Origin of the sequence: Cecembia calidifontis (genome assembly GCF_004216715.1) — a bacterium.
Classification (GTDB): Bacteria; Bacteroidota; Bacteroidia; order Cytophagales; family Cyclobacteriaceae; genus Cecembia_A; species Cecembia_A calidifontis.
On sequence record NZ_SGXG01000001.1, the window covers coordinates 1,593,559 to 1,619,791 of the forward strand.

At 40.6% G+C, this 26,233-nt stretch carries 25 protein-coding genes; 9 read left to right on the forward strand and 16 right to left on the reverse strand.

The features are described 5' to 3' along the window. The 3 genes from ribD to BC751_RS06940 form a co-directional block, all read right to left on the reverse strand. Nucleotides 1-1,038 (reverse strand): bifunctional diaminohydroxyphosphoribosylaminopyrimidine deaminase/5-amino-6-(5-phosphoribosylamino)uracil reductase RibD, encoded by a 1,038-nt coding sequence (gene ribD, locus BC751_RS06930; protein WP_423191585.1) that lies wholly within the window; start codon nt 1,036-1,038, stop codon nt 1-3. Then, nucleotides 1,038-1,850 carry a DUF4382 domain-containing protein gene (locus tag BC751_RS06935; RefSeq protein WP_242617398.1) on the reverse strand — a complete coding sequence of 271 codons (813 nt, stop codon included), beginning with the start codon at nt 1,848-1,850 and terminating at the stop codon, nt 1,038-1,040. The genes ribD and BC751_RS06935 overlap by 1 nt, the downstream gene beginning before the upstream one ends. A 139-nt stretch (nt 1,851-1,989) precedes the next feature. Continuing rightward, nucleotides 1,990-2,811: a DUF4382 domain-containing protein gene (locus tag BC751_RS06940; protein WP_130274907.1), complete on the reverse strand. Its 822-nt coding sequence runs from the start codon at nt 2,809-2,811 to the stop codon at nt 1,990-1,992. 114 nt (nt 2,812-2,925) lie between these two features. Here BC751_RS06940 and BC751_RS06945 point away from each other — a divergent pair, with 114 nt between their 5' ends. Further along, nucleotides 2,926-4,278 (forward strand): deoxyguanosinetriphosphate triphosphohydrolase, encoded by a 1,353-nt coding sequence (locus tag BC751_RS06945; RefSeq protein ID WP_130277525.1) that lies wholly within the window; start codon nt 2,926-2,928, stop codon nt 4,276-4,278. 7 nt (nt 4,279-4,285) lie between these two features. Here BC751_RS06945 and BC751_RS06950 read toward each other — a convergent pair whose 3' ends face one another. The 3 genes from BC751_RS06950 to BC751_RS06960 are packed head-to-tail and all read right to left on the reverse strand — an operon-like array spanning nt 4,286 to nt 6,549. Then, nucleotides 4,286-5,314 carry an oxidoreductase gene (locus BC751_RS06950; protein ID WP_130274908.1) on the reverse strand — a complete coding sequence of 343 codons (1,029 nt, stop codon included), beginning with the start codon at nt 5,312-5,314 and terminating at the stop codon, nt 4,286-4,288. 43 nt (nt 5,315-5,357) lie between these two features. Then, nucleotides 5,358-5,870 (reverse strand): FKBP-type peptidyl-prolyl cis-trans isomerase, encoded by a 513-nt coding sequence (locus BC751_RS06955; protein ID WP_130274909.1) that lies wholly within the window; start codon nt 5,868-5,870, stop codon nt 5,358-5,360. Between the two features lie 43 nt (nt 5,871-5,913). Beyond that, a complete protein-coding gene (locus BC751_RS06960) occupies nt 5,914-6,549 on the reverse strand; it encodes a TSUP family transporter (RefSeq protein ID WP_242617400.1) in 636 nt (211 codons plus the stop codon). 95 nt (nt 6,550-6,644) lie between these two features. Between BC751_RS06960 and BC751_RS22570 the strand changes: the two genes are divergently transcribed. Beyond that, nucleotides 6,645-6,770 carry a hypothetical protein gene (locus BC751_RS22570; RefSeq protein ID WP_278043582.1) on the forward strand — a complete coding sequence of 42 codons (126 nt, stop codon included), beginning with the start codon at nt 6,645-6,647 and terminating at the stop codon, nt 6,768-6,770. Here the strand turns inward: BC751_RS22570 and BC751_RS06965 are convergent. Continuing rightward, nucleotides 6,767-8,323: a SulP family inorganic anion transporter gene (locus BC751_RS06965; protein WP_130274910.1), complete on the reverse strand. Its 1,557-nt coding sequence runs from the start codon at nt 8,321-8,323 to the stop codon at nt 6,767-6,769. The genes BC751_RS22570 and BC751_RS06965 overlap by 4 nt on opposite strands. Before the next feature lie 494 nt (nt 8,324-8,817). On the opposite strand from BC751_RS06965, the gene BC751_RS06970 reads away from it, so the two are divergent. Continuing rightward, nucleotides 8,818-9,630 (forward strand): ion transporter, encoded by an 813-nt coding sequence (locus tag BC751_RS06970; RefSeq protein ID WP_130274911.1) that lies wholly within the window; start codon nt 8,818-8,820, stop codon nt 9,628-9,630. Here the strand turns inward: BC751_RS06970 and BC751_RS06975 are convergent. The 4 genes from BC751_RS06975 to BC751_RS06990 all read right to left on the reverse strand — a co-directional run bounded on the left by BC751_RS06975 (nt 9,625) and on the right by BC751_RS06990 (nt 16,193). Further along, nucleotides 9,625-10,278: a lipoprotein signal peptidase gene (locus BC751_RS06975; protein WP_130274912.1), complete on the reverse strand. Its 654-nt coding sequence runs from the start codon at nt 10,276-10,278 to the stop codon at nt 9,625-9,627. The genes BC751_RS06970 and BC751_RS06975 overlap by 6 nt on opposite strands. Nucleotides 10,279-10,353: 75 nt before the next feature. Then, a complete protein-coding gene (gene ileS / locus BC751_RS06980; RefSeq protein ID WP_130274913.1) occupies nt 10,354-13,746 on the reverse strand; it encodes an isoleucine--tRNA ligase in 3,393 nt (1,130 codons plus the stop codon). Nucleotides 13,747-14,235: 489 nt separating this feature from the next. Continuing rightward, nucleotides 14,236-14,472 (reverse strand): AAA family ATPase, encoded by a 237-nt coding sequence (locus BC751_RS22705; RefSeq protein ID WP_207226850.1) that lies wholly within the window; start codon nt 14,470-14,472, stop codon nt 14,236-14,238. Between the two features lie 494 nt (nt 14,473-14,966). Next, nucleotides 14,967-16,193 carry a T9SS type A sorting domain-containing protein gene (locus tag BC751_RS06990; RefSeq protein ID WP_130274914.1) on the reverse strand — a complete coding sequence of 409 codons (1,227 nt, stop codon included), beginning with the start codon at nt 16,191-16,193 and terminating at the stop codon, nt 14,967-14,969. A 178-nt stretch (nt 16,194-16,371) separates the two neighbouring features. Between BC751_RS06990 and BC751_RS06995 the strand changes: the two genes are divergently transcribed. Beyond that, nucleotides 16,372-17,574 carry an IS4 family transposase gene (locus BC751_RS06995; RefSeq protein ID WP_165389808.1) on the forward strand — a complete coding sequence of 401 codons (1,203 nt, stop codon included), beginning with the start codon at nt 16,372-16,374 and terminating at the stop codon, nt 17,572-17,574. On the opposite strand, the gene BC751_RS07000 is transcribed toward BC751_RS06995, so the two are convergent. The 4 genes from BC751_RS07000 to BC751_RS07015 all read right to left on the reverse strand — a co-directional run bounded on the left by BC751_RS07000 (nt 17,567) and on the right by BC751_RS07015 (nt 20,654). Next, on the reverse strand, nt 17,567-18,112 hold the full coding sequence (locus tag BC751_RS07000) for a hypothetical protein (protein WP_130274915.1): 546 nt from the start codon (nt 18,110-18,112) through the stop codon (nt 17,567-17,569). The two genes, BC751_RS06995 and BC751_RS07000, sit on opposite strands and share 8 nt — an antisense overlap. A 4-nt stretch (nt 18,113-18,116) precedes the next feature. Then, complete coding sequence (locus tag BC751_RS21875) at nt 18,117-18,797, reverse strand: hypothetical protein (protein WP_165389810.1); 681 nt, start codon at nt 18,795-18,797, stop codon at nt 18,117-18,119. 60 nt (nt 18,798-18,857) lie between these two features. Then, the gene (locus BC751_RS07010) at nt 18,858-19,535 is read right to left on the reverse strand and encodes a hypothetical protein (protein ID WP_130274917.1); all 678 of its coding nucleotides are present in this window, start codon (nt 19,533-19,535) and stop codon (nt 18,858-18,860) included. Between the two features lie 108 nt (nt 19,536-19,643). After that, complete coding sequence (locus BC751_RS07015; RefSeq protein ID WP_130273814.1) at nt 19,644-20,654, reverse strand: IS30 family transposase; 1,011 nt, start codon at nt 20,652-20,654, stop codon at nt 19,644-19,646. A gap of 489 nt (nt 20,655-21,143) precedes the next feature. On the opposite strand from BC751_RS07015, the gene BC751_RS07020 reads away from it, so the two are divergent. From BC751_RS07020 to BC751_RS07040, 5 genes are all read left to right on the forward strand, one after another. Further along, on the forward strand, nt 21,144-21,347 hold the full coding sequence (locus tag BC751_RS07020) for a hypothetical protein (RefSeq protein WP_130274918.1): 204 nt from the start codon (nt 21,144-21,146) through the stop codon (nt 21,345-21,347). A gap of 63 nt (nt 21,348-21,410) precedes the next feature. Next, a complete protein-coding gene (locus tag BC751_RS07025; RefSeq protein WP_130274919.1) occupies nt 21,411-22,439 on the forward strand; it encodes a BF3164 family lipoprotein in 1,029 nt (342 codons plus the stop codon). A gap of 339 nt (nt 22,440-22,778) precedes the next feature. Further along, entirely contained in the window at nt 22,779-23,231 is a 453-nt protein-coding gene (locus BC751_RS07030; protein WP_130274920.1) for a DUF1569 domain-containing protein, read from the forward strand. A gap of 135 nt (nt 23,232-23,366) precedes the next feature. Further along, complete coding sequence (locus tag BC751_RS07035) at nt 23,367-23,783, forward strand: outer membrane insertion C- signal (RefSeq protein WP_130274921.1); 417 nt, start codon at nt 23,367-23,369, stop codon at nt 23,781-23,783. A gap of 77 nt (nt 23,784-23,860) precedes the next feature. Continuing rightward, nucleotides 23,861-24,478 (forward strand): hypothetical protein, encoded by a 618-nt coding sequence (locus tag BC751_RS07040; RefSeq protein ID WP_130274922.1) that lies wholly within the window; start codon nt 23,861-23,863, stop codon nt 24,476-24,478. Between the two features lie 45 nt (nt 24,479-24,523). Here the strand turns inward: BC751_RS07040 and BC751_RS07045 are convergent, their stop codons facing one another. Continuing rightward, nucleotides 24,524-26,209 (reverse strand): DUF885 family protein, encoded by a 1,686-nt coding sequence (locus BC751_RS07045; protein ID WP_130274923.1) that lies wholly within the window; start codon nt 26,207-26,209, stop codon nt 24,524-24,526. Nucleotides 26,210-26,233 lie beyond the last annotated feature (24 nt).

Genomic DNA, 26,233 nt, shown 5'->3' on the forward strand with positions numbered 1-26,233 from the left:
TTAACGTTTGGGTTTGGGATGCCAAATAGTAAGAAGGTCACCCTGAATATCATATTGCTTCCCAACCTGTCCCGAGATTACTGGGCTGGGTATTCCTTTGCCAAAGGCAATATTTCCTGTAAAAACACGTGCTTCATCCCAAAGTTCCTTGTCTATAAATTTTTTGAGCACTTGCGCGCCTCCTTCTACTATGAGGCTCTGTATTTTTCTTTTGTAAAGATCCTCTAAAATATCCTCCAGGTCAAAAGCTTCTTTGAGCCGGACTTTTTCAGATTGAGGGCCTAGCTCATCTTTTTCCTGATTATAGCACAAGGTATGTTGGGTACCGTCAAAAAGGAATAATTCCTGATTCAATTTCAAATGGCGGTCAATCACCACACGGATGGGGTTTTCCCCAGTCCAGTCCCTGACATTGAGTTTGGGGTTGTCATATTGTGCCGTCAAAGTCCCCACCATGATCGCATCTTCTTCCGATCTCCACTTATGGACCAGTTGTCTGCTATAGGGATTGCTGATCCACTTGGAATCGTAATTTTCTCTGGCAACAAAGCCATCCAATGTCTGGGCCCACTTGAGGATAATGTAAGGCCGCTTTTTTTCCATAAAAGTAAAAAAGCGGACATTTTGTGCTCTCACCTTTTCATTAAGCACGCCACTTATTACTTCTATTCCTGCTTTTTGTAGTATTTGAATGCCTTTGCCACCTACCAAGGGATTGGAATCCACTGCACCGATGACCACTTTTTTTATACCTACATCCAACAATAAGTTTGCGCATGGAGGTGTTTTCCCCCAATGTGCGCAGGGCTCCAAGCTCACATAGCCTGTGGAAGTTTTAATCAAATCCGGATTTTGAACAGCACGGATGGCATTGGGCTCAGCATGTGGTCCTCCATAATATTCATGATATCCCTCCCCAATAATGATTCCATCATGGACAATAACACAGCCCACCATTGGATTAGGGCTAACTTTCCCTCTACCTAATTCCGCCAATTCAATGGCCCTGAGCATGTATTTGTCATGAACATCCAACATCAGTTTCTTAATCTCAAATTAATGGTACCCAATTGTCTGTTTTGGATTACATTTACCCTGACGCTGTCCAATGTATCAGGGAGATAAGCAGGATTAAATGGAAGGATGAATGTCCTGTAAAGTTTTCCTGCCTCTAATCCTCTCAGAGAAAAATTCCCGGATGGAGCTTGGCTTGAGGTGGTACTCCATAAGATGTCATTTTCATCGACGGTTACGATGGCTACCCTCTGATTGGCGGGGGAGATACTTCCGCTTGCCCTTCCTGTATTCAGGGAGAGAAAAGGTCTTATTTCAGGATCTAAAGCAATCATGGGCTCTAAACCTCCGCTGATCTGAAAGGAACTAAATGCATCAAAATCCAGGAAAATATCATGCGATATACCCCCCCGTATGGCATAATTGACCAAAAGAATGGGTTCTTTTGCCTGTTCTGAATTGAACAATAATGGAATTCTTTGATTTCCTACGATTATAAAGTTGTCGTCTCCCAAGAGAAGTTTGATTTCCAGGATATTTCCTTCTGAAAATTCTCCTCTTCCCACCAAAAACTGGGAGCTTGCGGTAAGGGCTCCTACATTTACCCTTTTGTCCGTTTGTGTATTGGGCAAGAAAACAGGGATGGTATTGTCTGTCCCTCTACCCCCGGTTGTTTTTACTTCTGCACCAAGGATCTCTAGCCAAATCTCATCAAACTCACCGGGCGAACCAATAATAAAGACATTGACCAGGCCATTGGATCTGTTTAAGTCTTCCGTAGCACAGGAAAAACAACAAAACAAAAATAAAAGGAAAATCAAGTTGGTCTTTTTCACACTCAAATGTAATCGGAATGGAATAATTTATCAAAAGAAAGGTGGAAGGGCACAGGCTTCGATCTGTTTATTGAAAGGTAAAAAAGAAAAAGAGGCTGTCCCCTTCGATGAGACAGCCTCTTTGTTTCTATGGTTATGTTTATTCCTCTACTGCTTTTTCCAGGATAACCGGATCGAGTTTGGTAATTTGTCCAACAGGCAGGGTGATGTTTTGGATTAAAGAATCCTGGTAACCTTCTTGTGGAACAAACCAGAAATTATAAGTTCCGCCTCTAAGACCTCTCAAGAGAAACATGCCATTGTTGTCTGTGAAAGTACCCACAGTGTCTTGTCCCAAAATGGCAGATACCTGCACCGGTCCGGCTTCAAGAGGAAGTACTGTTCCTTCCACAGTGGCCAATTCTTGGGCTACTACCCTTAAAACGGGTTTTAGAATATATTGACCGGAGTTGCCTGCCCTTACAATGGATCTGGAAGCGTCAAAATCAATAACAAGGTCATAGGAAATTCCTGCCTCTAAGGGCTTATTTACCTTTAGTTTTAAGCCGCTCTGCTGGGCACTGGGTGTTTTCAGGTCTATTCTCCTGCCATTTTGCATGATATAATTGTCATCACCAAGTACCAACCTGATTTGGGAAATTTCTCCTGCAGGAATTTCCATTTCCCCCAGGTGTTCTGAATTTCCCCCTGTTAGGGATAGGAGGTTGATTTTATTGTTGTTTCTCTCATAGGGAAGGTTGATCCAGGCGCTTTCGTTAGATTCATTGTTCCCTTTCATCAAAATCCTGACTTCAAGTATTTCAACCCATACTTCATCATAAGCTGCGGGAGCATCAATAAGGTAAAAGTTGACCCTGGCATGCCCATCACGGATCTGATCCCGATCAGTTTCCATGTCGCAGGAACTTAAGAAAAAAACGGTCAAAAAAACGAGTGATAAGGATTTAACAAGATTTCTCATTTGGTGATTGAATTGGTTTTATCAAAATTCAGCAAGCTTAATGCCAAAAAATGTTTCAAGCTCTTTTTTTACCAATAAATGGAAGATTTCCTATCAGCTTTAGTATTTTTGGCCATGATGCACTGGGAAAAATTATTAAGTTCAGGAAGATTTGATCCTTTGAAGAAAACAAAGGACCCTCAGGATTCCGTCCGGACTGAATTTGAAAAAGATTATGATAGGATTATTTTTTCTGCACCTTTCCGCAATTTACAGGATAAGACTCAGGTCTTTCCTTTGCCTGAGCACCATTTTGTCCATACCCGTCTGACCCATAGTCTTGAAGTTTCCAGTGTAGGAAGATCTTTGGGAAAGTCAGTAGGGGAATTCCTTTTGGAAAAACATCCTCATCTGTCTACAATCGGGATCCATGCAGCGGACATTGGGGCTATTGTTGCCGCGGCGGCTCTGACCCATGATATTGGCAATCCGCCCTTCGGTCATGCAGGGGAAGAGGCTATTTCTGATTTTTTCAGGCATCATCCTTATGGTTACGTTTGGCAGCCCTATGTGACTTCTCAAGAATGGGCAGATCTCTGTAATTTTGAAGGAAATGCCCAAGGATTCAGGATGCTTGTTTCCAAAAAGAACGGGCTGCAATTGTCCTATGCCACCCTTGCTGCATTTACAAAATATCCCCGCCCTTCCCTGGTTTTTGAAAGGAATAAAGAAAGAAGGAGTCAGAAAAAGTATGGTTTTTTTTCAGATCAAAAGGATGATTTCAATCACTTGGCAGAGGTTTTGGGTATTGGCAAGGCCAATTCAGATTGTTGGTTAAGGCATCCTTTGGCTTTTTTGGTGGAGGCAGCCGATGATATCTGCTACAGCATTATTGACCTAGAGGACGGCTGCACACTTGGACTGGTGTCCGTTGAACAAACGATAGCTTTGCTAGGTAGGATTCTTGGGGAAAAGTTTCAGCCGGAGAAATTGGAAAAATACAGTTTTGAATCCCAGAAGCTGGCCATATTAAGGGCCATGGCCATTGGCAAATTGATAGAGGAATGTGTTCAGGCCTTTAAAGAAAAAGAGGAGGATATCCTTAAGGGAGTTTTTGACCAATCTCTGACAGACATAATTCCTGCTGCTCAGGCATTATCCGAGATTTCCAATCTATCAGTGGAAAAAATCTATCGGTCTAAGCCGGTCTTGGAAAAAGAAGCTGCCGGATTTCAGGTCTTGGAGGGACTGCTGGAAGTATTTTCGCAGGCGCTCAACCATAAATATTACCAGACAGATTTGTATTCCGGAAAGGACAGGAGCATACTCAGGCTATTGCCCAGTGATTTTCCAATGGAAGGCTGGGGGGAGCAAACCAATCCCTACCCTATGTTAAGGGCACTGGTGGATTTCATTTCGGGAATGACAGATAAGTTTGCCCTTTCACTGTATAGAAAGGTAAAAGGGATTGCACTGCCCGGAACATGATGAAGGATCAAAGTGCTATCCTTCTGCCTTCCCTATTACTTTGAAAAGCAGCTTCAATAATTTCAAGAACTGAGATTGCTTCCTCTATTTTAACCTTCAATTCTGCTTTTCCAAAAATAGCATCTGCTATGTTTTGATAAAAATACCGGTAATCACCTCTTTCCGTTGGATAGGGAATTGAAGCATTTTCCAGGTGCAAGGTGCCCCAGGCTTCTGCATTTTCTAATCCCCAATTAGGACCTTCGGGTATTTCCCCTGCCTTGAAAGCTTTTTCCTGGACATCCAGGCCGTATTTCACATAGCTTCCTTTTTCACCTAAGACCAAAAATTTGGGCAAAGGGGCATTGACCATCACACTGGCCGTAAGCCTTGTTTTCATTCCCTCATACATCAGGGTAATATCAAAAAAATCATCTGCAACAGCTCCTTTGCGCTGTTTCAATATCTCTGCATAAACCCATTTAGGTTTGCCAAACAACATGACGGTTTGGTCTATCAAATGAGTGCCCAGATCATAGGTAATGCCATTTCCCGGTACATCTTTCTCTCTCCAGTTGTCCGCCAAATGTGGCCTAAACCGGTCAAAATGGGATTCGAAATGAACAATCCTTCCCAGCGTTTCCTCTTGGAGCAATTTCCGGATGGTCTGAATGTCACCATCCCATCGGCGGTTTTGAAAAACAGAAAGTATCTTTCCTTTTTCCTTGGCCAGTTGATGAAGTATTTTAGTTTCACTGGGATGTACCGTCACCGGCTTATCCACTACTACATGCTTACCAGCTTCCAAAGCCATTTTGGCATAATGAAAATGGAACTCATTCGGTGTGACAATGACGATCAGATCAGCTGCATCGGCTTTCAATAAATCCTCCAAACTTTTGAATATTTGGATTTCGGGATATTTTTCCTTGGAGCGCTCTCCATTTCTTTCCACTACTGCTACCAATTCCAGATCATCACATACCGAAATTAGTGGGGCATGCATTTTTTCCGCGACTGACCCATAGCCCACCAATGCTGTTCTGATTTTTTTCATCTTTCCATTCTTAATTCATAATTCTCCATTTTTCATTCTTCTATCAATGATGATGCCCTCCAGGTCCATGCACATGTCCATGGTCAATTTCTTCGGGATCGGCATCACGGATGGATACAATTTCCCCTTTGAAATAAAGGTCCAAGCCGGCCAAAGGGGAGTTAAAATCCATGTGAACACCCTTGTAATCAATTTTTGTGATTTCCCCTCTGAGTTGATTGCCCTGATCATCCTGCATCGGGATGACTTTGCCCACTTTTAAGATGTCTTTTTGTTTTTTGCCGTTCTCTTTGAAATTGGCCTTAGGAATGATGACTTTTTTACTTTCATCATAATCCCCATAACCGTTCTCAAAATCTATAAAAACCTCAAAGGATTCCCCTGCACTTTTTCCCTCAATGGCTTCTTCCAGTTTGGGCAAAATATTTCCGGCACCAAAGAGGAAATAAAAAGGTTTTTCTTTGGAAACTCTTTCAAAAAATTCTTTTCCATTTTCACCGTCATCCACATGCAGTTCATAAGCGATGGCGACAACTTTATTTTTTTCTACTTTCATCTTTACCTTAATTAAATCAAGGTATAAAAATAAGAGAAGAATTTTAAATCCACCCAGCGCCGAGGGCAATAGAAATTAAAATAAGCATGACGGCCACAGTTATCTGAAGAAATTTAAGTGTCACTTTTTTCAGGAGTTTGTTGCCTAAGTAGGCACCAATAATGGCAGATAGGGTAGCCATGGAGACGAGTAGGATATTATCCATTAGGTCGGCCTTCAGGAACCTGGTGGCATATCCACTTAATCTTGTGAAATCGACAAAAGTGGAAACTACCACAGCAGTACCAATAAAGGCTTCTTTGGATAAATCTGCTTTGATCAAAAAGGCTGAGCGTAGGCCGCCTTGATTTCCGGAAAGCCCCCCGAAGAACCCGCTTAACATCCCTCCAATAGGAAGTTTTTCCTTACCAAATTGCAGTTTCTGGAAATAAGGGATCAGGTCCATGGAAGCAAAAATGATCAGGAGAATGGAGATGATGAACTTGACCGGTTCAACCGTAAAAGTTTTTCCAAACAGTTGATAAGAGAAAAGCGGTTCCCAATCTGTAATGTTGAGCAATACCCAAGAACCTGCAAAAGCGGCAATCACGGCAGGGATGCCAAAGGAGACTAAAACTGCTTTACCTGCTTTATGACCCACTAAAATGAGCTTGAAAAAGTTGTTGAAAAAATGCACCACACCAGTTCAATGCAATAGCCAGTTCCACTGGGAAGAACACCACAAAGACCGGGGTCAAAATCGTTCCCAAGCCAAAACCCGAAAAAAAGGTCAATATGGCAACCAGGAATGGGGTAATGGAGATGACAAAGATTTCCATAAGTTTTGTATTGAAATTAGGTCTTGGACAAAAAATATCCAAGACCTATGAAGAGCTTCAAGAAAGCTATTCTATTGATTAAGCCATCGCTTTTTCCTCCTCCAATATGATTTTAAATGCGGGATCATCATCGGTATAGTTGACATTGATGATTTTTTCGGCTTTGCTTAATAACACCCTACTCGAGCTATCCAGATGACGGATATAAACCGTCTTGCCCAATTTTTCGTAGCGTTCTGTCACTTTATGGATGGCATCTATGCCCGAATGGTCCACAATTCGGCTTTCTGCAAAATCGATGACGATTTCTTCTGGGTCATTAATGGGGTCGAATTTTTGTCCAAAAGTCATGGCTGATGCGAAGAAAAGTGGGCCGAAAATTTCATAATGCTTTACACCGTTTTCGTCTACTTTTTTTCTGGCCCTGATCATTTTGGCATTTTGCCAAGCGAAGACTAAAGCGGAAATGATGACACCGATAAGAACGGCAAGTGCAAGGTTATGTAAAAACACTGTCACCATAGTAACAGTTACCATGACCAAAACATCATGGAATGGAACTTTTCTAAAGACCTTCAAAGACGCCCATTCAAAAGTCCCAATGGCCACCATAAACATCAGTCCTACCAATGCCGCCATTGGAATCATTTCGATATAGTTAGAAAGGAAAAGGATAAAAACCAATAATCCAATAGATGCGACTATTCCTGAGATCCTGTTTTTACCACCGGCATTGACATTGATAAGGGATTGGCCGATCATGGCACAGCCTCCCATGCCTCCAAAGAATCCTGTGGTTAAATTGGCCACCCCTTGGGCCACACATTCTTTATTACCATGGCCCCTGGTTTCAGTGATTTCATCAATCAGGGTCAAAGTCAGCAAGCTTTCAATCAAACCTACCCCGGCCATGATGGCTGAATAGGGAAGAATAATCATAAAAGTTTCCCAATTGAGAGGCACCATGGGAATATGGAATTTAGGTAGGCCACCGCTGATGGAGGCCAAATCCCCAACTGTTTTGGTATCAATTCCCCCAAATATCACTATGGCTGAAATGGTAAAAATGGCCACCAAGGCAGAGGGTACAGCCGTTGTCAATTTTGGCAAATATTTAATGATTGCCATCGTAAGAAGCACGAGGCCAATCATGACATACAATGGTGTACCGGACATCCATGTAGTCATTCCATCGGCAGTTGTAAATTTAAACTGTTCAAATTGGGACATTGCAATCACAATGGCCAAGCCGTTGACAAAGCCAAACATTACCGGATGGGGCACCAATCGGATCAATTTCCCAAGTTTCAATACACCGACTAAGATTTGAATAAGTCCCATTAGTACTACAGCGGCAAATAGGTATTCTACTCCATGGGTAGCAATCAAGGCGACTACTACTACAGCAATGGCACCTGTAGCACCGGAAATCATACCAGGTCTTCCGCCGAGAATAGAAGTAATCAAGCCAATGATAAAGGCTGTATATAACCCAACTAAGGGACTTACGCCCGCAATCAAGGAGAATGCAACTGCTTCAGGAACAAGGGCCAAGGCTACAGTCAAGCCGGATAATACTTCATCTTTCAGATTTGCCTGGGCAGGTTTGAACAGGTTGTAAAATAATTGGGTCATTATACTATAATTTTAGTAATTTCGGATAGGATAAATTATTTGATACCTTCCTTTAGGGAAGGCAGGGTTGGGATGTCTAAAAATATTTTTCAGGGTGGAGTTACAGTCATCCTGTTGTTTGTCTTTTATAAGATAAGTAACAAGCTGCAAAGATACCTTGAAATCTTGAATAAAACAGAATAATCTTTGATATTAAAATAATTTATGGTTCTTTGTTGTATATTTATGTCTTCGAAATCGATTGTTTTGAAATAAAATACGGTTTTTTGAGGAATCATTGTTTTACAGGGGATACCATTATCTGCACCTCGGTATTCTCCAAGAGAAGTGAAGTTGAATGGGTAAGGTCAAAAGATACCAATATTTCAAATTTTTCCGGGCTAAACCTGCTAACACCTGGAAAAGATGGAAGTACAAGTTCAAAAAGAGGAATGGATAGCCTAAGTATTGGAAAGTTAACCTTGACTGGTTAAATTCGGAAAAACCCAAGCCATATGTCCTTATTGCCATCCAAATCCCGTCTGGCTCATATTGTTTTTGAAAGTGATGACAGGGCATCTAAAACCTTCGACCTTTCAGTACTGCTGTTGATTTTGGGCTCTTTAGCAGTGGTAATTTTGGATTATGAGCCATCTTTGAATAAAAAGTATCATTACGAATTTTATGTTTTGGAATGGATTTTTACAGGCCTTTTTACCCTAGAGTATCTTTTAAGGATTTGGTTGAGCAAGAGGAAATTGGGATATTTTTTCAGTTTCTATGGAATGGTGGATTTATTGGCCATAATACCCACTTACCTGAGTCTGTTTTTGATCAACACACAGTTTTTGGTGGTCATCAGGGCTTTGCGGCTGTTAAGGGTGGTAAGGATTTTCAAATTAAGCAGGTATTTGCGTGAAGCAGAGACATTAAAAACAGCATTAAGGAATTCCCGTACCAAAATCCAGTTATTCGTAGGGACAGTTCTGACAATAGTATTGATAACAGGCACCTTGATGTTCGTCATCGAAGGACCGGAAAGCGGCTATACCAGTATTGGGGTTTCTATGTATTGGGCAATCGTAACGCTTACTACGGTGGGTTATGGGGATATTACACCAATTACCCCTTTGGGAAAATTTTTATCATCTGTCATCATGCTGTTGGGTTATGCCATAATAGCGGTTCCAACCGGTATCGTTAGTTCCGAGCTGACAGCCGTACAAGGAACCATTCAAAGTTCAGGGAAAAAAGTTTGTCCTACATGTAAGTCTAGACATTTGGATGATGATGCCAATTATTGCAAATATTGTGGAGAAGCCTTATAAATTGGTGTTTTCTTCTCCTTCAATGAACTGCTTTTGGATTTCGTCAATTTCTTCTGTTTTCTGTTCGGCAAGTTTTTCATCAAAGAACCTACCTTGGAAAACCAGTATAATGGCCACTCCGATAAATATAGCTGCATCCGCAATATTGAAAATCGGCCACAAAGCTGTATAGCTTCCTCCCCAGATAGGTATCCAATCCGGCAGATACCCTTCCCAAATATCAATGTAAAACATGTCAATTACCTGCCCATGAAACCAGGGAGTCGGGGCATTATAAGGCGCATTGTTTAACCATACACCGTAAAATATACTGTCAATCAGGTTGCCAATAGCTCCGCCAAGTATCATGGATATGCAGATAATATATCCCGGATGCATTTTCTTTTTGATGATATGGAAGAGGTAATACCCGATGCCGAACATAGCTATCAGACGGAAGCTTGTAAGGATCATTTTTCCATACTCCGTTCCTATCTGCATTCCAAAGGCCATACCGGGATTGGTGGTATAATGCAGTTTGAACCATTCCCCGAATACCTTTATCTGTCCAGGTGTGCCAAAATCCATCTGATAATGGACCAACATTTTTACCGCCTGGTCTATAAGGATCACTAATAGCGCAATGCCAAAGTATTTGAAGTATTTCATGAATATCTATTAAAGGCCACAGATTTAAGGAATATTTTGAAATATTTCCCAATCTGCGGCCTGTATTTTTTGATGTTAGGCTTTTTCTATCTTTACCTTCAGCTCGAATTCATCCATATCCAAGACAGTAGCGTCTGTCAGAGCCCCATCGAGTTCCAACGATAAAGCCTGGGTTTCGGTTTGGATATAACCCGCAAAATTGGTCAGTGCAGCATCAACCAATTCATCGTGCTTGGACACTTTGATGCGTATTTTATCCTGAACTTCCAGTCCCATATCTTTTCTAAGGTTTTGGATCCTATTTACCAAATCTCTGGCAATACCTTCCTGCTTGAGTTCTTCGGTCAAGGTAATGTCCAAAGCCACTGTCAGTCCTTGATCACTGGCCACTGACCAACCCGGGATATCTTGAGAACTGATCAATACTTCTTCCAGTAGGATGTCCATGGGTTCCCCTTCCACATCTACGCTTATTTTTCCGTTTCTTTCAATTTCGGCAATTTCAGCTTGCCCCCAGTTTTTAATGGCAGCTACTACAAAACGCATTTTGGGTCCCAATTTTTTACCTAAGACAGGAAGATTAGGTTTTACATCCTTGACCAAAATCCCGGAGGTATCATCAATGTACTCTACCTCCTTGATGTTTACTTCAGATTTGATCAGTTCCTCTACATGTTGCAGTTGTATCCTGGTTTTTTCATTCAAAACAGGAATCATAATGCGCTGCAAAGGTTGACGTACTTTGATGCCGATTTTTGGATTTTTTCTCAAAGAGTGCACCAAGGAGGAAATTCGCTGTGCCAGATCCATGCTGGCTTCCAGGTCTTCCTGGATGAGGGATCGGTCCGCAGCAGTCCAGTTGCCCAAGTGCACGGATTCTGGTAGGTTCTGCCCCGCTTCTCTATTGCTTTCGGTCAGGTTTTGGTACATCCATTCTGCGTAAAAAGGTGCAAAAGAGGACATCAGCTGGCTCAGGGCCATGAGGCACTCGTAAAGGGTTTCATAAGCTGCCTGCTTGTCCTGTGTCATATCCCCTCTCCAGAAACGCTTTCTTGCCAACCTCACATACCAGTTGGACAGTTGGTCCACGGTAAAGTTCATGATCGCACGGGTAGCCTTGGTGGCGTCGTAGTTGTCCATGGAGCTTTCCACCTCCAAAATCAGTGACTGTAGTTTGGAAATGATCCACTGGTCCAGCTCTGCCCTTTCTGTCACCGGTACTGCTTTGTCGCTTTCATAGACAAAGCTGTCCAGGTTGGCATAAAGAGCGAAGAAGTTGTAGGTATTTTGAAGGGTACCGAAGAACCTTCTCTGTACTTCAGCTACCCCGTCTAGATTGAATTTCAGGTTGTCCCATGGGTTGGCATTGCTGAGCATGTACCATCTTAGGGCGTCCGGTCCGTATTCTTTCAAAGTCTTGAAAGGATCGATGGCATTGCCCAAACGTTTGGACATTTTGTTGCCGTTTTTGTCCAGTACCAGACCGTTGGCGATCACATTTTTGAAAGCCACGGAATCGAAGAGCATACCAGCGATGGCATGCAGGGTGAAGAACCAACCTCTTGTTTGATCCACCCCTTCTGCGATATAGTCTGCCGGATAGTTGGCTTTGAAGATGTTTTCGTTTTCAAATGGATAATGCCACTGGGCATAAGGCATAGCTCCCGAGTCAAACCAAACGTCGATCAAGTCTGGCTCGCGGAACATTTTTTCCCCCTTGGAGGAAACAAGCACCACATCATCCACATAAGGTCTGTGCAGGTCCATTTCCTTGCCTTCCCAGGGGGATTTGCTCATGAATCCTTTGGCAATGGCTTTTTCCATTTCAGCCTTCAATTCGGCTACCGAACCTATGCACTTTTCTTCCGAACCATCCTCTGTCCTCCAGATCGGTAGGGGAGTTCCCCAGAATCGGGAACGGCTCAAGTTCCAGTCCACCAGGTTTTCCAACCAGTTGCCGAAGCGGCCCGTACCGGTAGCCTCGGGCTTCCAATTGATGGTTTTGTTCAGCTCCACCAACTTGTCTTTGTATGCGGTGGTTTTGATAAACCAGCTTTCCAATGGATAGTACAAGATGGGCTTATCCGTTCTCCAGCAATGTGGGTAGCTGTGTTCGTATTTTTCTACCTTGAAGGCCTTGTTTTCGTTTTTGAGAATGATGGAAATAATGACGTCCGTATTTTTATATTCTTTGTCAGATTCATCATCATTGGTGTAATTTTTTACAAAAAAGTCATCTGGACCAAATTCCTTGTGGGCGTTGATGCCGTGTTCCTTCATTTTGGCAGCCAGGTATTCCCCTACTACAGGAAGGAATTTTCCCTGTTTATCGACTACGGGTACCTCATTACCCAATTCGTCTTTTACAAAAATGCCCGGCACATTGTTTTGTACAAGGGTCCTGAAGTCATCTGCACCGAAGGCTTTGGCAAGGTGAACGATTCCGGTACCGTCTTCTGTAGTCACGTAGTCACCCGCCACAACCGTAAAGGCTGGATACGGCAAGGCTAAAGCAGGTATAGGGAAAAGCTGTTCATATTCCCATCCCAGCATGGCTTTACCTTTGAATTCTTCCACAATCTGGTATGGGATAAGCTTGTCACCCGGTTTGTAGTCTTGCAGTGCTATTTCCTGAGCTTTTGGGTTCAGGTAGGCATGCATCCTTGCCTTGGCCAGGATGGCATACATGGGTTCGTATGTGTAGGGATTGAAAGTTTTTACCTTTACATAATCCAGGTTTTCTCCCACTGCCAAAGCAGAGTTGGAAGGAAGGGTCCAAGGGGTGGTGGTCCAGGCAAGGATATAGGTATTGTCCTGCCCCTTGACCTTGAACTGTGCCGTGATGGAAGTATCCTTTACGTCCCTGTAACAACCTGGCTGATTGAGCTCATGGGAGCTCAGACCTGTTCCGGCAGCAGGCGAATAGGGCTGTATGGTATAGCCTTTATACAGTAGGCCTTTTTCATAAAGCCTCTTCAAAAGATACCAAAGAGATTCTATGTATTTGGCATCGAAGGTGATGTAAGGATCATCCAGGTCCACCCAATAGCCAATTTTTTCAGTCAGGTCATCCCATTCATTTTTGAAGCGCATGACCGTTTCCTGACATTTCCTGTTGTATTCTTCTACGGAGATTTTTTTGCCGATATCCTCTTTGGTGATGCCTAATTCCTTTTCCACCTGCAATTCCACCGGTAAGCCATGGGTATCCCAGCCTCCTTTTCTTTTTACCTGAAAGCCCTTCAGGGTCTTATAACGGCAGAAAATATCTTTGAGGGTTCTGGCCATCACATGGTGGATTCCCGGCGTTCCATTGGCGGAAGGAGGACCTTCGAAAAAGGTAAAGGTATCCGCACCTTCCCTGAATTGGATGGATTTGTTAAAAATATCGTTCGTTTTCCAGAACTGTAGGATGCTTTCTCCTATCTGGGGATAATCAACTTGCTTAAACTCCTGGTATTTTTTCACGGTCTTCTATAGATTGATGGGGAAAGGCCCCAAGATAATTACAATGTAAAACCTTTAAAGGATTGCAAAAGCCTTTGATACAGCCGCAATTGGTGCATTATAACACTCGAATGCGGGCACAAAGTTAAGAGATTTTACAGGATTGGGGAGAAATTCTTGGGAATTGTGTGGGAGTCTTCCTTTCCAATAAAAGTTAAATCGGGAAACTTAATGCTAAAAATGCCAAAGACTTACTTCTTGGATTATGATTTTTGAAGTTAAAGCTACACCTGAGTTTGAGAAAGGAGGTAAAAAAATTATTAAAGAAATATCCTTCTCTGAAAGATGAATTAATTGAACTTATTGAAAGTCTTGAAAGCAATCCAAATCAAGGGACAGTAACAAATGCTTATATTAAACCTCAATAAGGTTGAGAGGACTTAACTCCTTGTAAGGAATTCTACCAGCTAAAGAATCAAAACTGTAACGAATAAGTTCAGGCGAAGCGGATCAGAGTAATATGATTCTTCCCGGCATGCAATACTGGTCTATCAATGCCCTTAGGACCGGAAACAAATCGGCTTTGCACTGCACCTCATCAATAACAATACAGTGGTTCTTGAATTGTTTAAGAAATAACTCGGGTTCTTCCAGCTTTGCTAAATCAGTCGGAAGCCTTACGTCTAGATAAGGTATTTCTTTATGGGTTTTATCTGCCAACAATTTTGACAAAGTGGTTTTTCCCACCTGGCGGAGGATCAAGGAGGCCAACTGACGGGAAAAATGAAATAAGCCCTAGTAATTCTTAGTTATCATTCGTTTAATCGTGAACTAAAATCAATTATTTGCCCTTAAAATTAAAAAAGGATTTTTAATTTCAGGGTAAATAGCGCCGTATCAAAAAGGATTTTCAAACTTGTCTATCTTGAAGGTTAAAGAATTACAAATTCTTTCTATCGCTACTCGAAATTACAAATTTCGAGTAGCGATCCTCAGCCTTAAAGGTTAGAATACCCTAGGAATGGGGCAGCCCATTTCATGATGGAGGGGGGGTGATGCCAGGCCTGAAAGGCACGGATTGGCATTATTGACATTCAGGTGAGCCAAAAGAATGTTTTTTGGGTTGTGGGTTTAATTTTGATGACATTGACTTTAGGTGGAAGACATGCTTGAACCTATGGAGAGAAAATTAAAGGGGAACTACAATGGTTCCCCCTTTTTCTAAAAATTTGAATTAGACTTTAATCAATCAGAATTTGTTCTCTTATAAGTTCGCCATCCACCATTACATGGATAAAGTAAACACCCTTTTTCAGGCTTCTGACATCGAAAACAATTTTTGAACCTTCCCTGTAGCCTTTGGCCATTTCCCTACCTTCTGAATTCAGCAGGGTGGCTGACTCAATAGCTGGTGCATCCTCCTTAGAAACATCTGTTGTGACAGGCATCATTTCTATGTTTAGGATATCACTGGTAGGATTAGGGTAAGCGACCACAGCAAAAGAGCTTGGGCAGTTCCATGTCTGTCGGGTCAGGAAGAAATTGTAGTTGGCACCTTGTCCACAGGAATTGGAAGCCCTGGCGGAGATAGCAATGGACGACATATGAGAGGGAAAAGTAAAGTCCATCGTATTGTTTCCGATCCAATGAGGAACACCTGATGGAACTGTCCAGGTGGCAATTCCGACATCACCTCCTGTTGGAGTCACGTTGAGAAAATGGTTGCCGGGACATAAGGAGACATTCTGACTTGGAAAAACAGGCTGGTTGTTGACCCTCATATTGGTAATGTGGGGAGTGCCGACCCAGACATTACGAGAAAATGATCCTGCTCCACATTGATTGCTAATATTAACAGTAACTGTAATTGGTCCATTGAAATTATTTAAACGTGTAGCCAAACCAGTTGAGCTATTGATAGAAAGACCTGAAGGATTTGAAGAAGTCCAAGAAATCGAAGTTCCTGCCGGAACTGTTCCCACAGAAAATACACCTGTTGAGCAGATTAAAGAAGGACCGTTAATGACATAATTAAAAGGAGCATTTACGCTTTGGGATCCTGATAGATTACAACCACCTGGAACAGGAATGTTTACGGATATTGTACCTGAGGTGCCAAGAGGAGTAATTGTTACTATCCTTCCTGTTCCTGATATTGTCCATCCTTGTGGTACTGTCCAATTGTAAGAAGTAGCACAGGAGACTTCAGGAACAGTTGCAGTAAAAGGTACTCCACACCTGATTTCACTTGGTGTACTTATAGAGATATTAGGACTTCTGGTTATTGTTAAACTTCTAGGTAAGCTATAATGGGGAGTTCCTCTTCCTTCTGCATTGGTCCAAGCCCGGACAACCACAGCGCCGGCACCATTACAGTTAGGAGTGAATTGCTGAGTTCTGCCATTGGTTCCAAGAAAAAGTCTAGGGGTTCCGTTGGATACGCTTCCATCCGAGAATTTCCAACCCACAGGGATAGTCCATTTAATGCCGTTTAGTTAGTGGTTAATTAACTGAAATTCATTATATTAGAGGTATAAAATAAGGCTTCCGAAAGCAGGGAGTGCTGGAAGCCTTAAAACTTTAATTGTAAATGAATTCAAGTTAAAACTAAGTTATGAAAAATTTATCATCGAAAGTAGGACTTCGGTGAAAGATTTTCTTCGTGACCGTTTCTTTTCCTTTGAAGTTCTTGTGCTTTTTATTTTGTCAAAGAGCAACAAAGGACTTAATATCTGCCTTGAAGAGTTTTTTGGGGAATCTTCCTTATCGCCCACTAAAAGTGCATTTACCCAGGCCAGGAAAAAACTGTGCTATACAGTTTTTAAAAAGCTTAACGGTTTGATCTGCAGTCTTTTTTACCAACATGCAAAGTTCAAGAAATGGAAGGGGCATAGGGTGCTTTCTGTTGATGGTTCAACACTTGAACTCCCGGATCATCCCTCCATGTCAGAGAAGTTCAGCTATCATGGTTTTGGGCCCAATGCGGATGCGGGACATTACATGAGCAGGATATCTTACCTGTATGATGTTTACAACGGCCTTGTACTGGATGCCGGTATGGAAAGCTACACCACTTCGGAAGCCACCCTATGTCATGCCCATCTTGGACATATTAAAGAAGGGGATCTTCTTGTGTGCGACAGGTATTATGCATCACTGAGACTTTTTTTCGAATTGAAAGGAAAAGGGGCCGACTTTCTTTTCAGGATGAAAGACAATTGGTGGAAATGTGTCGAAGATTTTTCCCGAAGTAGTTCCTCTGATGCGGAATATACATTAATACTCCCTCCAAAATACAGATGGCTGCTTGAAAAGTATCCCTCGTTATCCCAAACCATGACCGTAAGACTGATCAAGAAAAAGAATAAGAAGGGTAAGATTTCAATATATGCGACTTCGCTGTTGGACAGGAAAAAATATACAGCCTCCTCTCTAATAAACCTGTACAAACAGAGATGGGGAATAGAAGAAGCATATAAACTGATCAAATCAAGACTTGAAGTATCTGATTTTTCCGGCAAAACAGCATGGGCGGTCCAGCAGGACTTCTATGCTAAGACCCTGATCATATCACTCTGCAATATTCTTTGCTATGATGTGGAGCCAAAAACCAAAACAGGACGGACATCAAAGTCAGCAAGGACCTTGATAATCAATAAAACTTATGCATTGTCAAAAACAAAATCCCTGATTCTTAAAATCAGAGATTTAATTGGTGAATTGGAGCAGATTATCCAGAAATATGTAAAGAAAATCGCTTCCAAAATAGAATATTCAAAAAGAAACCAGGTATTCAAGCGGAAATTCAGAGCTAAACTGAAATACTCAATGAATTACAAATCTATTTAATCACATTCCTTAACTTAACGGCATTAATAGTCCATTCATAACCATCTGCAGCCCTGTTTATTCCGTTTGGGATGCTCATGGCAGTGGTACTGTAGGTGATTGGGGTATTTTGGCAGACCGGAACATCGCTGGTGCCTGTAATAGGAGAAGGTGTCTCTCCCAATATAGACATGACACTGTAATTACTAGACGGATAATCACGATTGAAAGAATTATTTGAACATTGCTGTAATAAGATGTTCACCCTAGCTGTGGTGGATTTTTGGCCACCCCAGGTAACATCCAGGTTGTTTCCGGGTCTTTTGACCACAGTAGCACCACTATTATTTAAGACAGAAAATGATGATTGTACACATCCCAGGGGTAGTGGGCTTATGGTTCCGTTTAGTCTCCATTCATAATTGAAAGAAGTAGTTTCCCCATACCAAAATGGACTGTTACCAAATGGACTTATATCAAGTGTTAGTGTTGGCGTAGTTTGGGTATATGCATTTATAGCTATTCCAAATACAAATAAGATCAATAAAATTTTCTTCATATATTCAAAATTTATAAGTGAACAATATCTGATGGAATGGATTTATGGCGGTGTCAATACGATTGCTAGAATCAATTCCATTCCTACCACTAATTCCACTACCATCATCTCGGAAAAAGAATACATCCTCGAGGGTATGATAATACCTATGGGAGATGGAAACGGAAGACTCCAAGGAAAAGCTAATATTTTCGGTCAAATGGTAGGTATAACCGACCAATCCATGAAGACCAATAAAGCGCCAAGTCAGTGATTCAAATCCTTGGATATTGGGCAAATCCCAATTAACCTTCCTGAAATCACTGGAAAATGAAAGTTCTGCACCCCAATACAGACTGGACCTCTCCCAAGTGGAAAATTCCCTTTGGTATCCCAGTAAGGCCATAAAAGCGAGCCTGTGGCTGTCATGGTCAAAAGTATTTCCCCTGACTGCTGTGTCGAGATAAGTGAAAAAATCGTAGCCTATCCTAACCCTAAGGTGAGATTTCTTATCGCTTTCAGGATTGAGCAGGTACCTTCCAAATAGCGAGTAAGGCACAAAGGTATTTTTGTCAAAAAGGGACAAAGCATCGACACCAACTTCCCAGCGATTAGACGATTTGGTTTGCTGTGCATGAGATGAGGCACTAAATAAGGCTCCTATTACAGCCATCAATACTATAAGAAGAAATTTGTTAAAAACCATAGTTGTAGTTTATAAATGATTCATAATGAGGTAATTATTTAACCATGAAGAAATCAAGGTTTAAAATTTATAGGTGAACAAAAGTTGGTGGAAAGGATTGATACGGGAATCGATTCTGCTAGCGGAACTGTCTTCATAAAGCCGATTATCAGAAGCAAAGAAGGTGACATCCTGATCAAAAATTTCCCTTCTAAAGAAAACTGAAAGGGAAGACTCCAATGAAATCCTTATTCGACTACCTAAGCTGTAGGAATATCCTGCCAAGATATGTAGCCCAATCTTGCTGTGACTGTAATCCTCGTAGCCTTGGACACCAAAAGGACCGGGTATGTCCCACTTTTTGTTGCTGGATTCCCTTGAAAAGGATAAATCAGATCCAAAATAAAGACTGGAGCGGTCAGTTGAAGTTATTTCCTTCTGATAGCCTACCATGACCGAGAAAGCAAAAGCACGGCTGTCATGTTCCAGCCTGTTTGGATGGTTGGCTGTATCTAAATACGAAAAACCGTCAAAACCAATTCTGGCCCTCAGGTGGGATTTTTTGTCTCCTGTAGGATTAAGTAAATACCTTCCAAAAAGAGAATAGGGGACCAGTGAATTCTGATCAAATAATGAAAGGACATCCACGCCTACTTCCCAACGTGGTACCGGAATCGTGTCTGTTTGCTGGGCTTTGGACTGAATTGTAATCAGAATAAGCATCAAGCTAATTCCGGCCATTAAGAATTTATCTTTCATGATGGTTATTGGTTAAAAATTTTTGTGAATTGAATATCTTATAAAGGTTTTTTGTTGAAATAAAACTATAAATTTAAAATAAAAAATACAACAAAAAATAGGCCATGTTCAAGTCATAAATGCAACGCCTAATTTTTTCATTAGACATTCGATAGGACTAAGATAATTAAACTTTCTTATTGGCCTGTTATTGATTTTGGTTTCTATATTTTGGATCTGTTCCCGAGAGATTTGATTGAGGTCAGTACCCTTTGGCAGGAAAGCCCTGATAAGTCCGATTCTGTTTTCCACTGTTCCTTTATCCTGTGAAGTGTATGGTCTTGTAAAGAATGTTGGGATATTGAATTTATCTCTGATTTTATAATGGTTTGCGAATGCCATATCATTATCGAAAGTGATTGATTTGAAGAACGAAGCACCAATTCTCTGTATTCTCTTTGCTATTTTCTGTTCAATGATATCTGCATTTTTACCATCAAGTTTCTCTATGGTAGTAACCAAGGTTGCCCTGTCCACCAGTACCAAAAGAGCTGATTTGTGGTTTTTCCCCATCATAAGGTCTACTTCAATATCTCCTATCCTTTGTCTTTTTTCAACTACAGGAGGCCTTTGGTCAATTGGAACTCTCTCCCTGATAATTCCTCTGGTATGCCTGTAATTACCTCTCTTACGCTTTCTTTTACCATGCCGGAGATTCTTGTAAAGCTCCCTGTCCCTTCGGTATCTCCAATGGCTACTTTTTTTGGCAGTAAATATCCAGTTGTAGAGTGTCTCATGACAAACCCCTTCTTTACCTTGTTTCTTCCAGGTGACCGATATTAGCTCTGGGCTCAATTTGTCAACAACAAGGAATTTGCGGGCCTCTTCTTTAAGGGACTCGGTAAATTTGATTCGCTTTCTCTTGAGTCTATGTCTTTCGTCTGTACGGTTCTGGGCAACTGCAGCCTTATATTCACCGCTATAACGGCCCCTCTTGCCGGTATTTCTTTGAAGTTCTCTGGATACAGTACTTTTGTTGACACCGATAATCGCAGCGATTTTGGTCTGGGAAGTTCCGTTTCTAAATAAAGCCTCTATTTGGTACCTTTGTTCCTGGCTGAGATGTTTAAATTTATTCATGACAACACTAAATTAATATTTTCAGCCTAAGGGAAGGAACCTAGGTTCCTTCCCTTAAACCCTTAGTGTTGCATTTATGACTTGAATATAGGTAGTCTTCAATTGGCCCTTATTATTATTTATTTTACTTTTTAAATAATAAAAAATAAAATAATATTCCGAGAAAACCGCCCTCTTACCTCTTGTTTAAACTAATTTATAAGTAAATTTGAGCATTTTTGAATTAAAATTTTTTTTCAAATTTTAAAAAATATTTTACTTACACGACTCTCCCGAACTTCACACGTATGTTTGACCGATTGATCGTTGCAGCTGTTCATCCTTACGTATAACATTCCGAATAATTATATTTTTTTTACCCAATCTATTGCATTATTGAAAAAATGGCCATAGGTTCATACAAGGTATAATAAAATATTGAGCAAATTTTTATTAAGCTTAAAGGTAACAGGCTGCCTACTTTTAAAACGCCTACTTATTTAATGTTTTATGAAAAAGTCAATTTTAATGTTAAGCTTTATTGCTTTGTTTAGTTTGGGAGTAAATATTACAGTTAACGGACAGGCTTCTGTTGATCCACCAAATCCTCCCTGTAATATATGTGATGAAACAACTGAAGATGAGTGTTCAAGAACAATAACACCTTCAGGTCCTCATATTTTTTACGGTAAATTATCTCCTTGTCAAGATTGATTTTATATGGGTGTCAATTTGTTGACACCCTTTTAATTATATATTCTTTAGCTTAATAATGGAATGAAAAAAAATAGGTATTTAATTTACTTAATATTTTTATTTGGTTGTGGGAGTAGTATTCAAGACAATACTGAAGTAAATCAAGTTTTTGTATCATCAGAAAGGATGAATTTGAGTGATAACCTGACCCGGGTAAAATCCATTTATCTTTTCGATAATTTACTAATTGTCAGTGATCCGAGTGCTCAAAACTTGTATAAAATCTTTGACATTCGTCAGGATAAATTTATTAAAGAATTAGGTAAAAAAGGAAATGGACCCTGTGAACTAAGTTCCCCAAGTCCAATAATCAAGGTGGATGATATTAATCTATCTTTTTTTAACAAAAATACCTTTCAAATTTTGGATTTCCCAGTTGAATATTTGCTGTCACCAACAGATTTTGATTACCCCTGTAATTATAGAGATTTTAAATTAGATTTTAATTTTCAGAAAATCGTAGACCTTGGAGGTGGTAGAATTTTAGGTTATGGTTTGTTTACTAGTAAATATGTAGTTTTTGACCAAAATAAACGGGAAATTTTTCCGTCTGATGTCAAATATCATTTCGAAGAGGAATTGATTGGCCTTCACTCTTATGAAAATATTGCCATGGCCTCTCAGGGAAACTTACACAAAAGACCAGATGGTAAAAAAATTATATTCACTTCTTCAAATTTTGGAGCATTAGATATCCTATCTATGGAAGGATCAGTGCCAAAACTGGATTTTAGGAAAGAGATGACAAAACCCATATTTACCAGTCAGGAAGGAAATGTGATTCGGGCGGATTACAATAAAGAGAATGTACTTGGATTTTTAAGCACAGCAGTTTCTAATCAATACATATATGGGTTGTATTCAGGAGAAAAAATGGGTGATAATATTGATGATAGTCAAACAGTAATTGTATTTGATTGGGATGGAAAAAAAGTCAAAGAAATTTACTTAGATAAAGCAGTTAGTTTAATAGTAGTGTCCCATGATGATTCCCTTCTTTTTGGATATTCAGATGATGGAAAAGCCAATGTTTACAAATTCATTTTATAAACCTAAATTAGGACTATTCTAAATCCTTACCTTTGGTTTAGAAGATAGTTAACTCATGTCCTACCTCAAGCCATTCCTCAATTTCAAAATAATAGACTCGGGATTGAATAAATCTGAAAATGATCCCGCTAACTCAGCTTTAGCTAGACAAAATTTATAAAACCACCTATTTCTTTCTAACAAACCGATAAGAAATCCCCAATTGAAGGGCAAGATTCCTATATCGGATTTCGTCTTGGATTTATATAATTTTTGCGATTTGAGTTCTCCTTTTAAAAAAGAACCTAAAAATTAGTAGATTTAAAACAGCATCAAACAAACCCAAAACCCTCTTCCCTCATGAAAAAATCCATCCTTCACTCAGACCATCGCCAAGAACTACTGGACAGAGTAGCCGAGCTTCAAGCGGGAGACCAAGCACATTGGGGAAGTATGCGGGTAGAGGAGATGCTGGCACATGCACGGGAGGTAGCGGCTGCTGTATTGAAATCGCCCAAACCTGAGAAGAAGGCAAATATCAAGCAGCTTCTCGGGAAGTACTATTTTTTCTATTTCAAAAAAGAATTTCCCAAGCTGGTCAAAGGCCCCAAACGCTTTGACATGAAGGGTAAGGTTTCCCAAGATGAATTTCTGGAAGAAAAGCAAGGATTAATCGATGCCCTGCAAGCCTTTGGCGGTATTAGCCACCAACTCCAAGGCTTCCACCCCTTCTTCGGACCGCTCAATCACCAAGAATGGGGAATATTGGTATGGAAGCATACCGATCATCACCTGCGGCAGTTCGGTGTTTGAGTGGAAGGAGGATTTTTTTGTTTTTGAAAAGTCTAAGATTCAGTTTTTTATCTTTTTGAGGGCGAAACTGAGGGGTTTTTTCCCGGATTTGGTCTGGTCTTTGCTTTCATTAGGCCTTACCAACTATTTATTCTTATGAAAAAAATTCTTGTATTTTCTTTGGTCCTCTTTTTTGCGGCCATCATGCATGTCAATGCCCAGGTTTCAACAGGGCTTTATCAATCAAGTGCTTCAACTCTGGTATCAGTGGGTACCGATGTGGACAATAAGATCTTCGGTGAAGCCAGACTGGCAACAGGGAGGTTTGTTGGATTTGAAGGGACTTTTGGTTATAATTTCATCCAAAGAGATGATGTAAACTTTTATAGTGGGTTCCATTTGGGTGTTGAAGGTCGCCGGGATGGATTTTATTTGGGTATACCATTCGGTTTACTGGTAAAGCCTTTTCCTGTCAAAAATTTTGGCTTTATGATGGAAGCCAGCCCCATTTTCCCAACGGAATACGGAAGTTATTTTCGGGCCGGGTTGGGTTTGAAGTACACCTTTAGGTAAAATTACACCCTCCAAGGGTTCGAAACCCTTGGAGGGTTACATTTATTTTTTTAATTTTAGTTTAAACTTTTTAAAATATGGTAAAACCGAAAATTACTTTCGAACCTGAGCGCTATTACCATATATGGACGCATGCAAATGGATTCGAAAATTTATTTAATGAAACGAAAAATTATTATTTTTTTCTTGATCGGTACAAATATTATCTATCAGATTTGGTGGATACTTATGCTTATTGTTTAATGCCGAATCACCTCCATTTAATGATAAAAACAAAAGACGAAGAATGGACATTTAATTTTCAGAAGAACCAAGGCAAATCCACAAAACAATATTTCAATTACTCAACCATCATTAGCAATCAGTTTTCCAAACTATTCAATTCTTACACCCAAAGTTTCAATAAAGTTTACCAAAGAAAAGGGAGCTTGTTTAATCCAAATTTTAATCGAAAAGTAATCGAGTCTGAGGCATATTTTACCTGGTTGATACTTTATATTCACAAGAACCCTATCCATCATGGATTTTGTGAAAATCTCTTTGAATGGAAATTCTCCTCCTACAGAACTTTTCTAGAACAAAAAGAAACAAAAATAAAAAGAAGAGAAGTTTTAGATTGGTTTGGAGGGAGAATGGATTTTATAAAATTTCATGATCTTAATGCAGGTCATGAAATGATTAAAAAATTTGAATAGTTGTAAACCCTCCAAGGGTTTGGAACCCTTGGAGGGTTTAGTTTATCAATCCAAAAACCTCCAGGAACTTTTGAAATCTTTTGGAATATCCCCTTTCATCCTTGCTCTGAGCAGTTCGATGGGGGTGTAATTTTGGGTAATAAAGAAGTCATGGAATTCTTTTTCGGTCATTTTGCCGCCTTCTACCATTTCTTTTCTCAAACCATATACCTGTAGTCCTCCGATCATGTAGGCCAATTGGTACAAGGGACCATAGCTGCCTTCAAAAGACCTTCTGACTTCAGCTTCTGCATTGGCCTGTTCATGACCGACGCGGTCCACCAAGAAATCAATACATTGCTGTGGCGTCCATTTGCCCAAGTGATAATTCAGTGAAAAGACAATCCTCGCTGCACGGTGCATTCTCCAGAATAACATGCCGACCCTATCCTCTGCATTTCTTGGGAAATTTTTATCCCAAAGGTTGAATTCCCAATACAGTGTCCATCCTTCTACCCAAAATGGTGTATTGAATACCCTTCTGTGGGGAAAATGTCTTTGGTTCATAAACTGCTGCAAGTGATGGCCAGGTATCAATTCGTGCTGAACAGTAGCTCTTGAAAAATGGGGATTGTTACCCCGCATGCTCATCATTTTTTCCTCATGCGTCATGGTAGAAGTGGGGTAAGAAATGATGATGGTTTCTCCGCCCAAGAAGAAAGGGCTTACTTTTTGTCTTTCTGCAGACATCATGGTAGTTCTCCAGGTTTCCTTGGCCATATCCGGAATGGTTAAGAGGTCTCTGGATTCCAAAAATTCAATGGCTTCCTCAGCCATTTCAGTCACCATCTGAGGCCATTTCCCGGCAGGGGCATAAGTATTTTTTACATGTTCGAGGGCCGCTTTCCAATCTCTGCCAAAACCAAGTTCTTGCGAAGCTTTGATCATTTCCGCTTCACACCAGGCATATTGCTTTTCTCCTTCTTTCAATAATTCTTCTGCGGTGTATGGAATCATATTGTACGCCAGTTCCTTTTCTATGGCGAGCTTTCCTACAGGTTTACCGATAATACCCGAACCATCATCTTTGACTACAGTATTTTCAAAATGGTTTTTCAAAAAGGCAGCATAAGCCTTTAGGGTTTCATTCATACTCTCCATGGGCTTCTTCATCCACCAGGTAAACTCCGGATCATAATCATAATAAAAGTTATAGGCCTCTTCGGTACTTTTTCTCAATGCTTCCACGCTTTGGGAAGCAAGGTCCGCCTTTTGCCAGGAATCAAATGCTTTGGCTTTTTTCATGGATTCCCATTTGGCTTTGATCAGCTTCTCAGTTTTGGTAAACATTGCAGCCACTTCCTGGGCATTGGGCTTCACCGCCATCCTTCTGGTTTGGTAAAACTTTTCCAAGTCATCTTTAAAATCTACCACATGACTTACCTGTCTGAAATCTTCATAGGCCAATTGATGGAAGAAGAGCTCCTTTTCCAAATGGTTTTTGAAAAGTTGGTAATCCATTTTCCCATCCAAAGAGTAGGATTCATAAGGCATGCTTTCCAGTGCTTTTAGCCAGTCCTTGAATAGTTTTTCAAAACGCTGAAAGTATTCGTCGGACAGGGGATTGTTGTACTTTCTGGCCAATGCCCCCCTGTCTGCCTGATAGCTGCTGATGGCAGGATAAAGCTCAGTGGCCAATGAACTTCCTGTAAGTATGATTCCTAATAGGAAGGAAAGTATACTTTTTTTCATAATGGACTTGATTTGAAAATAGTT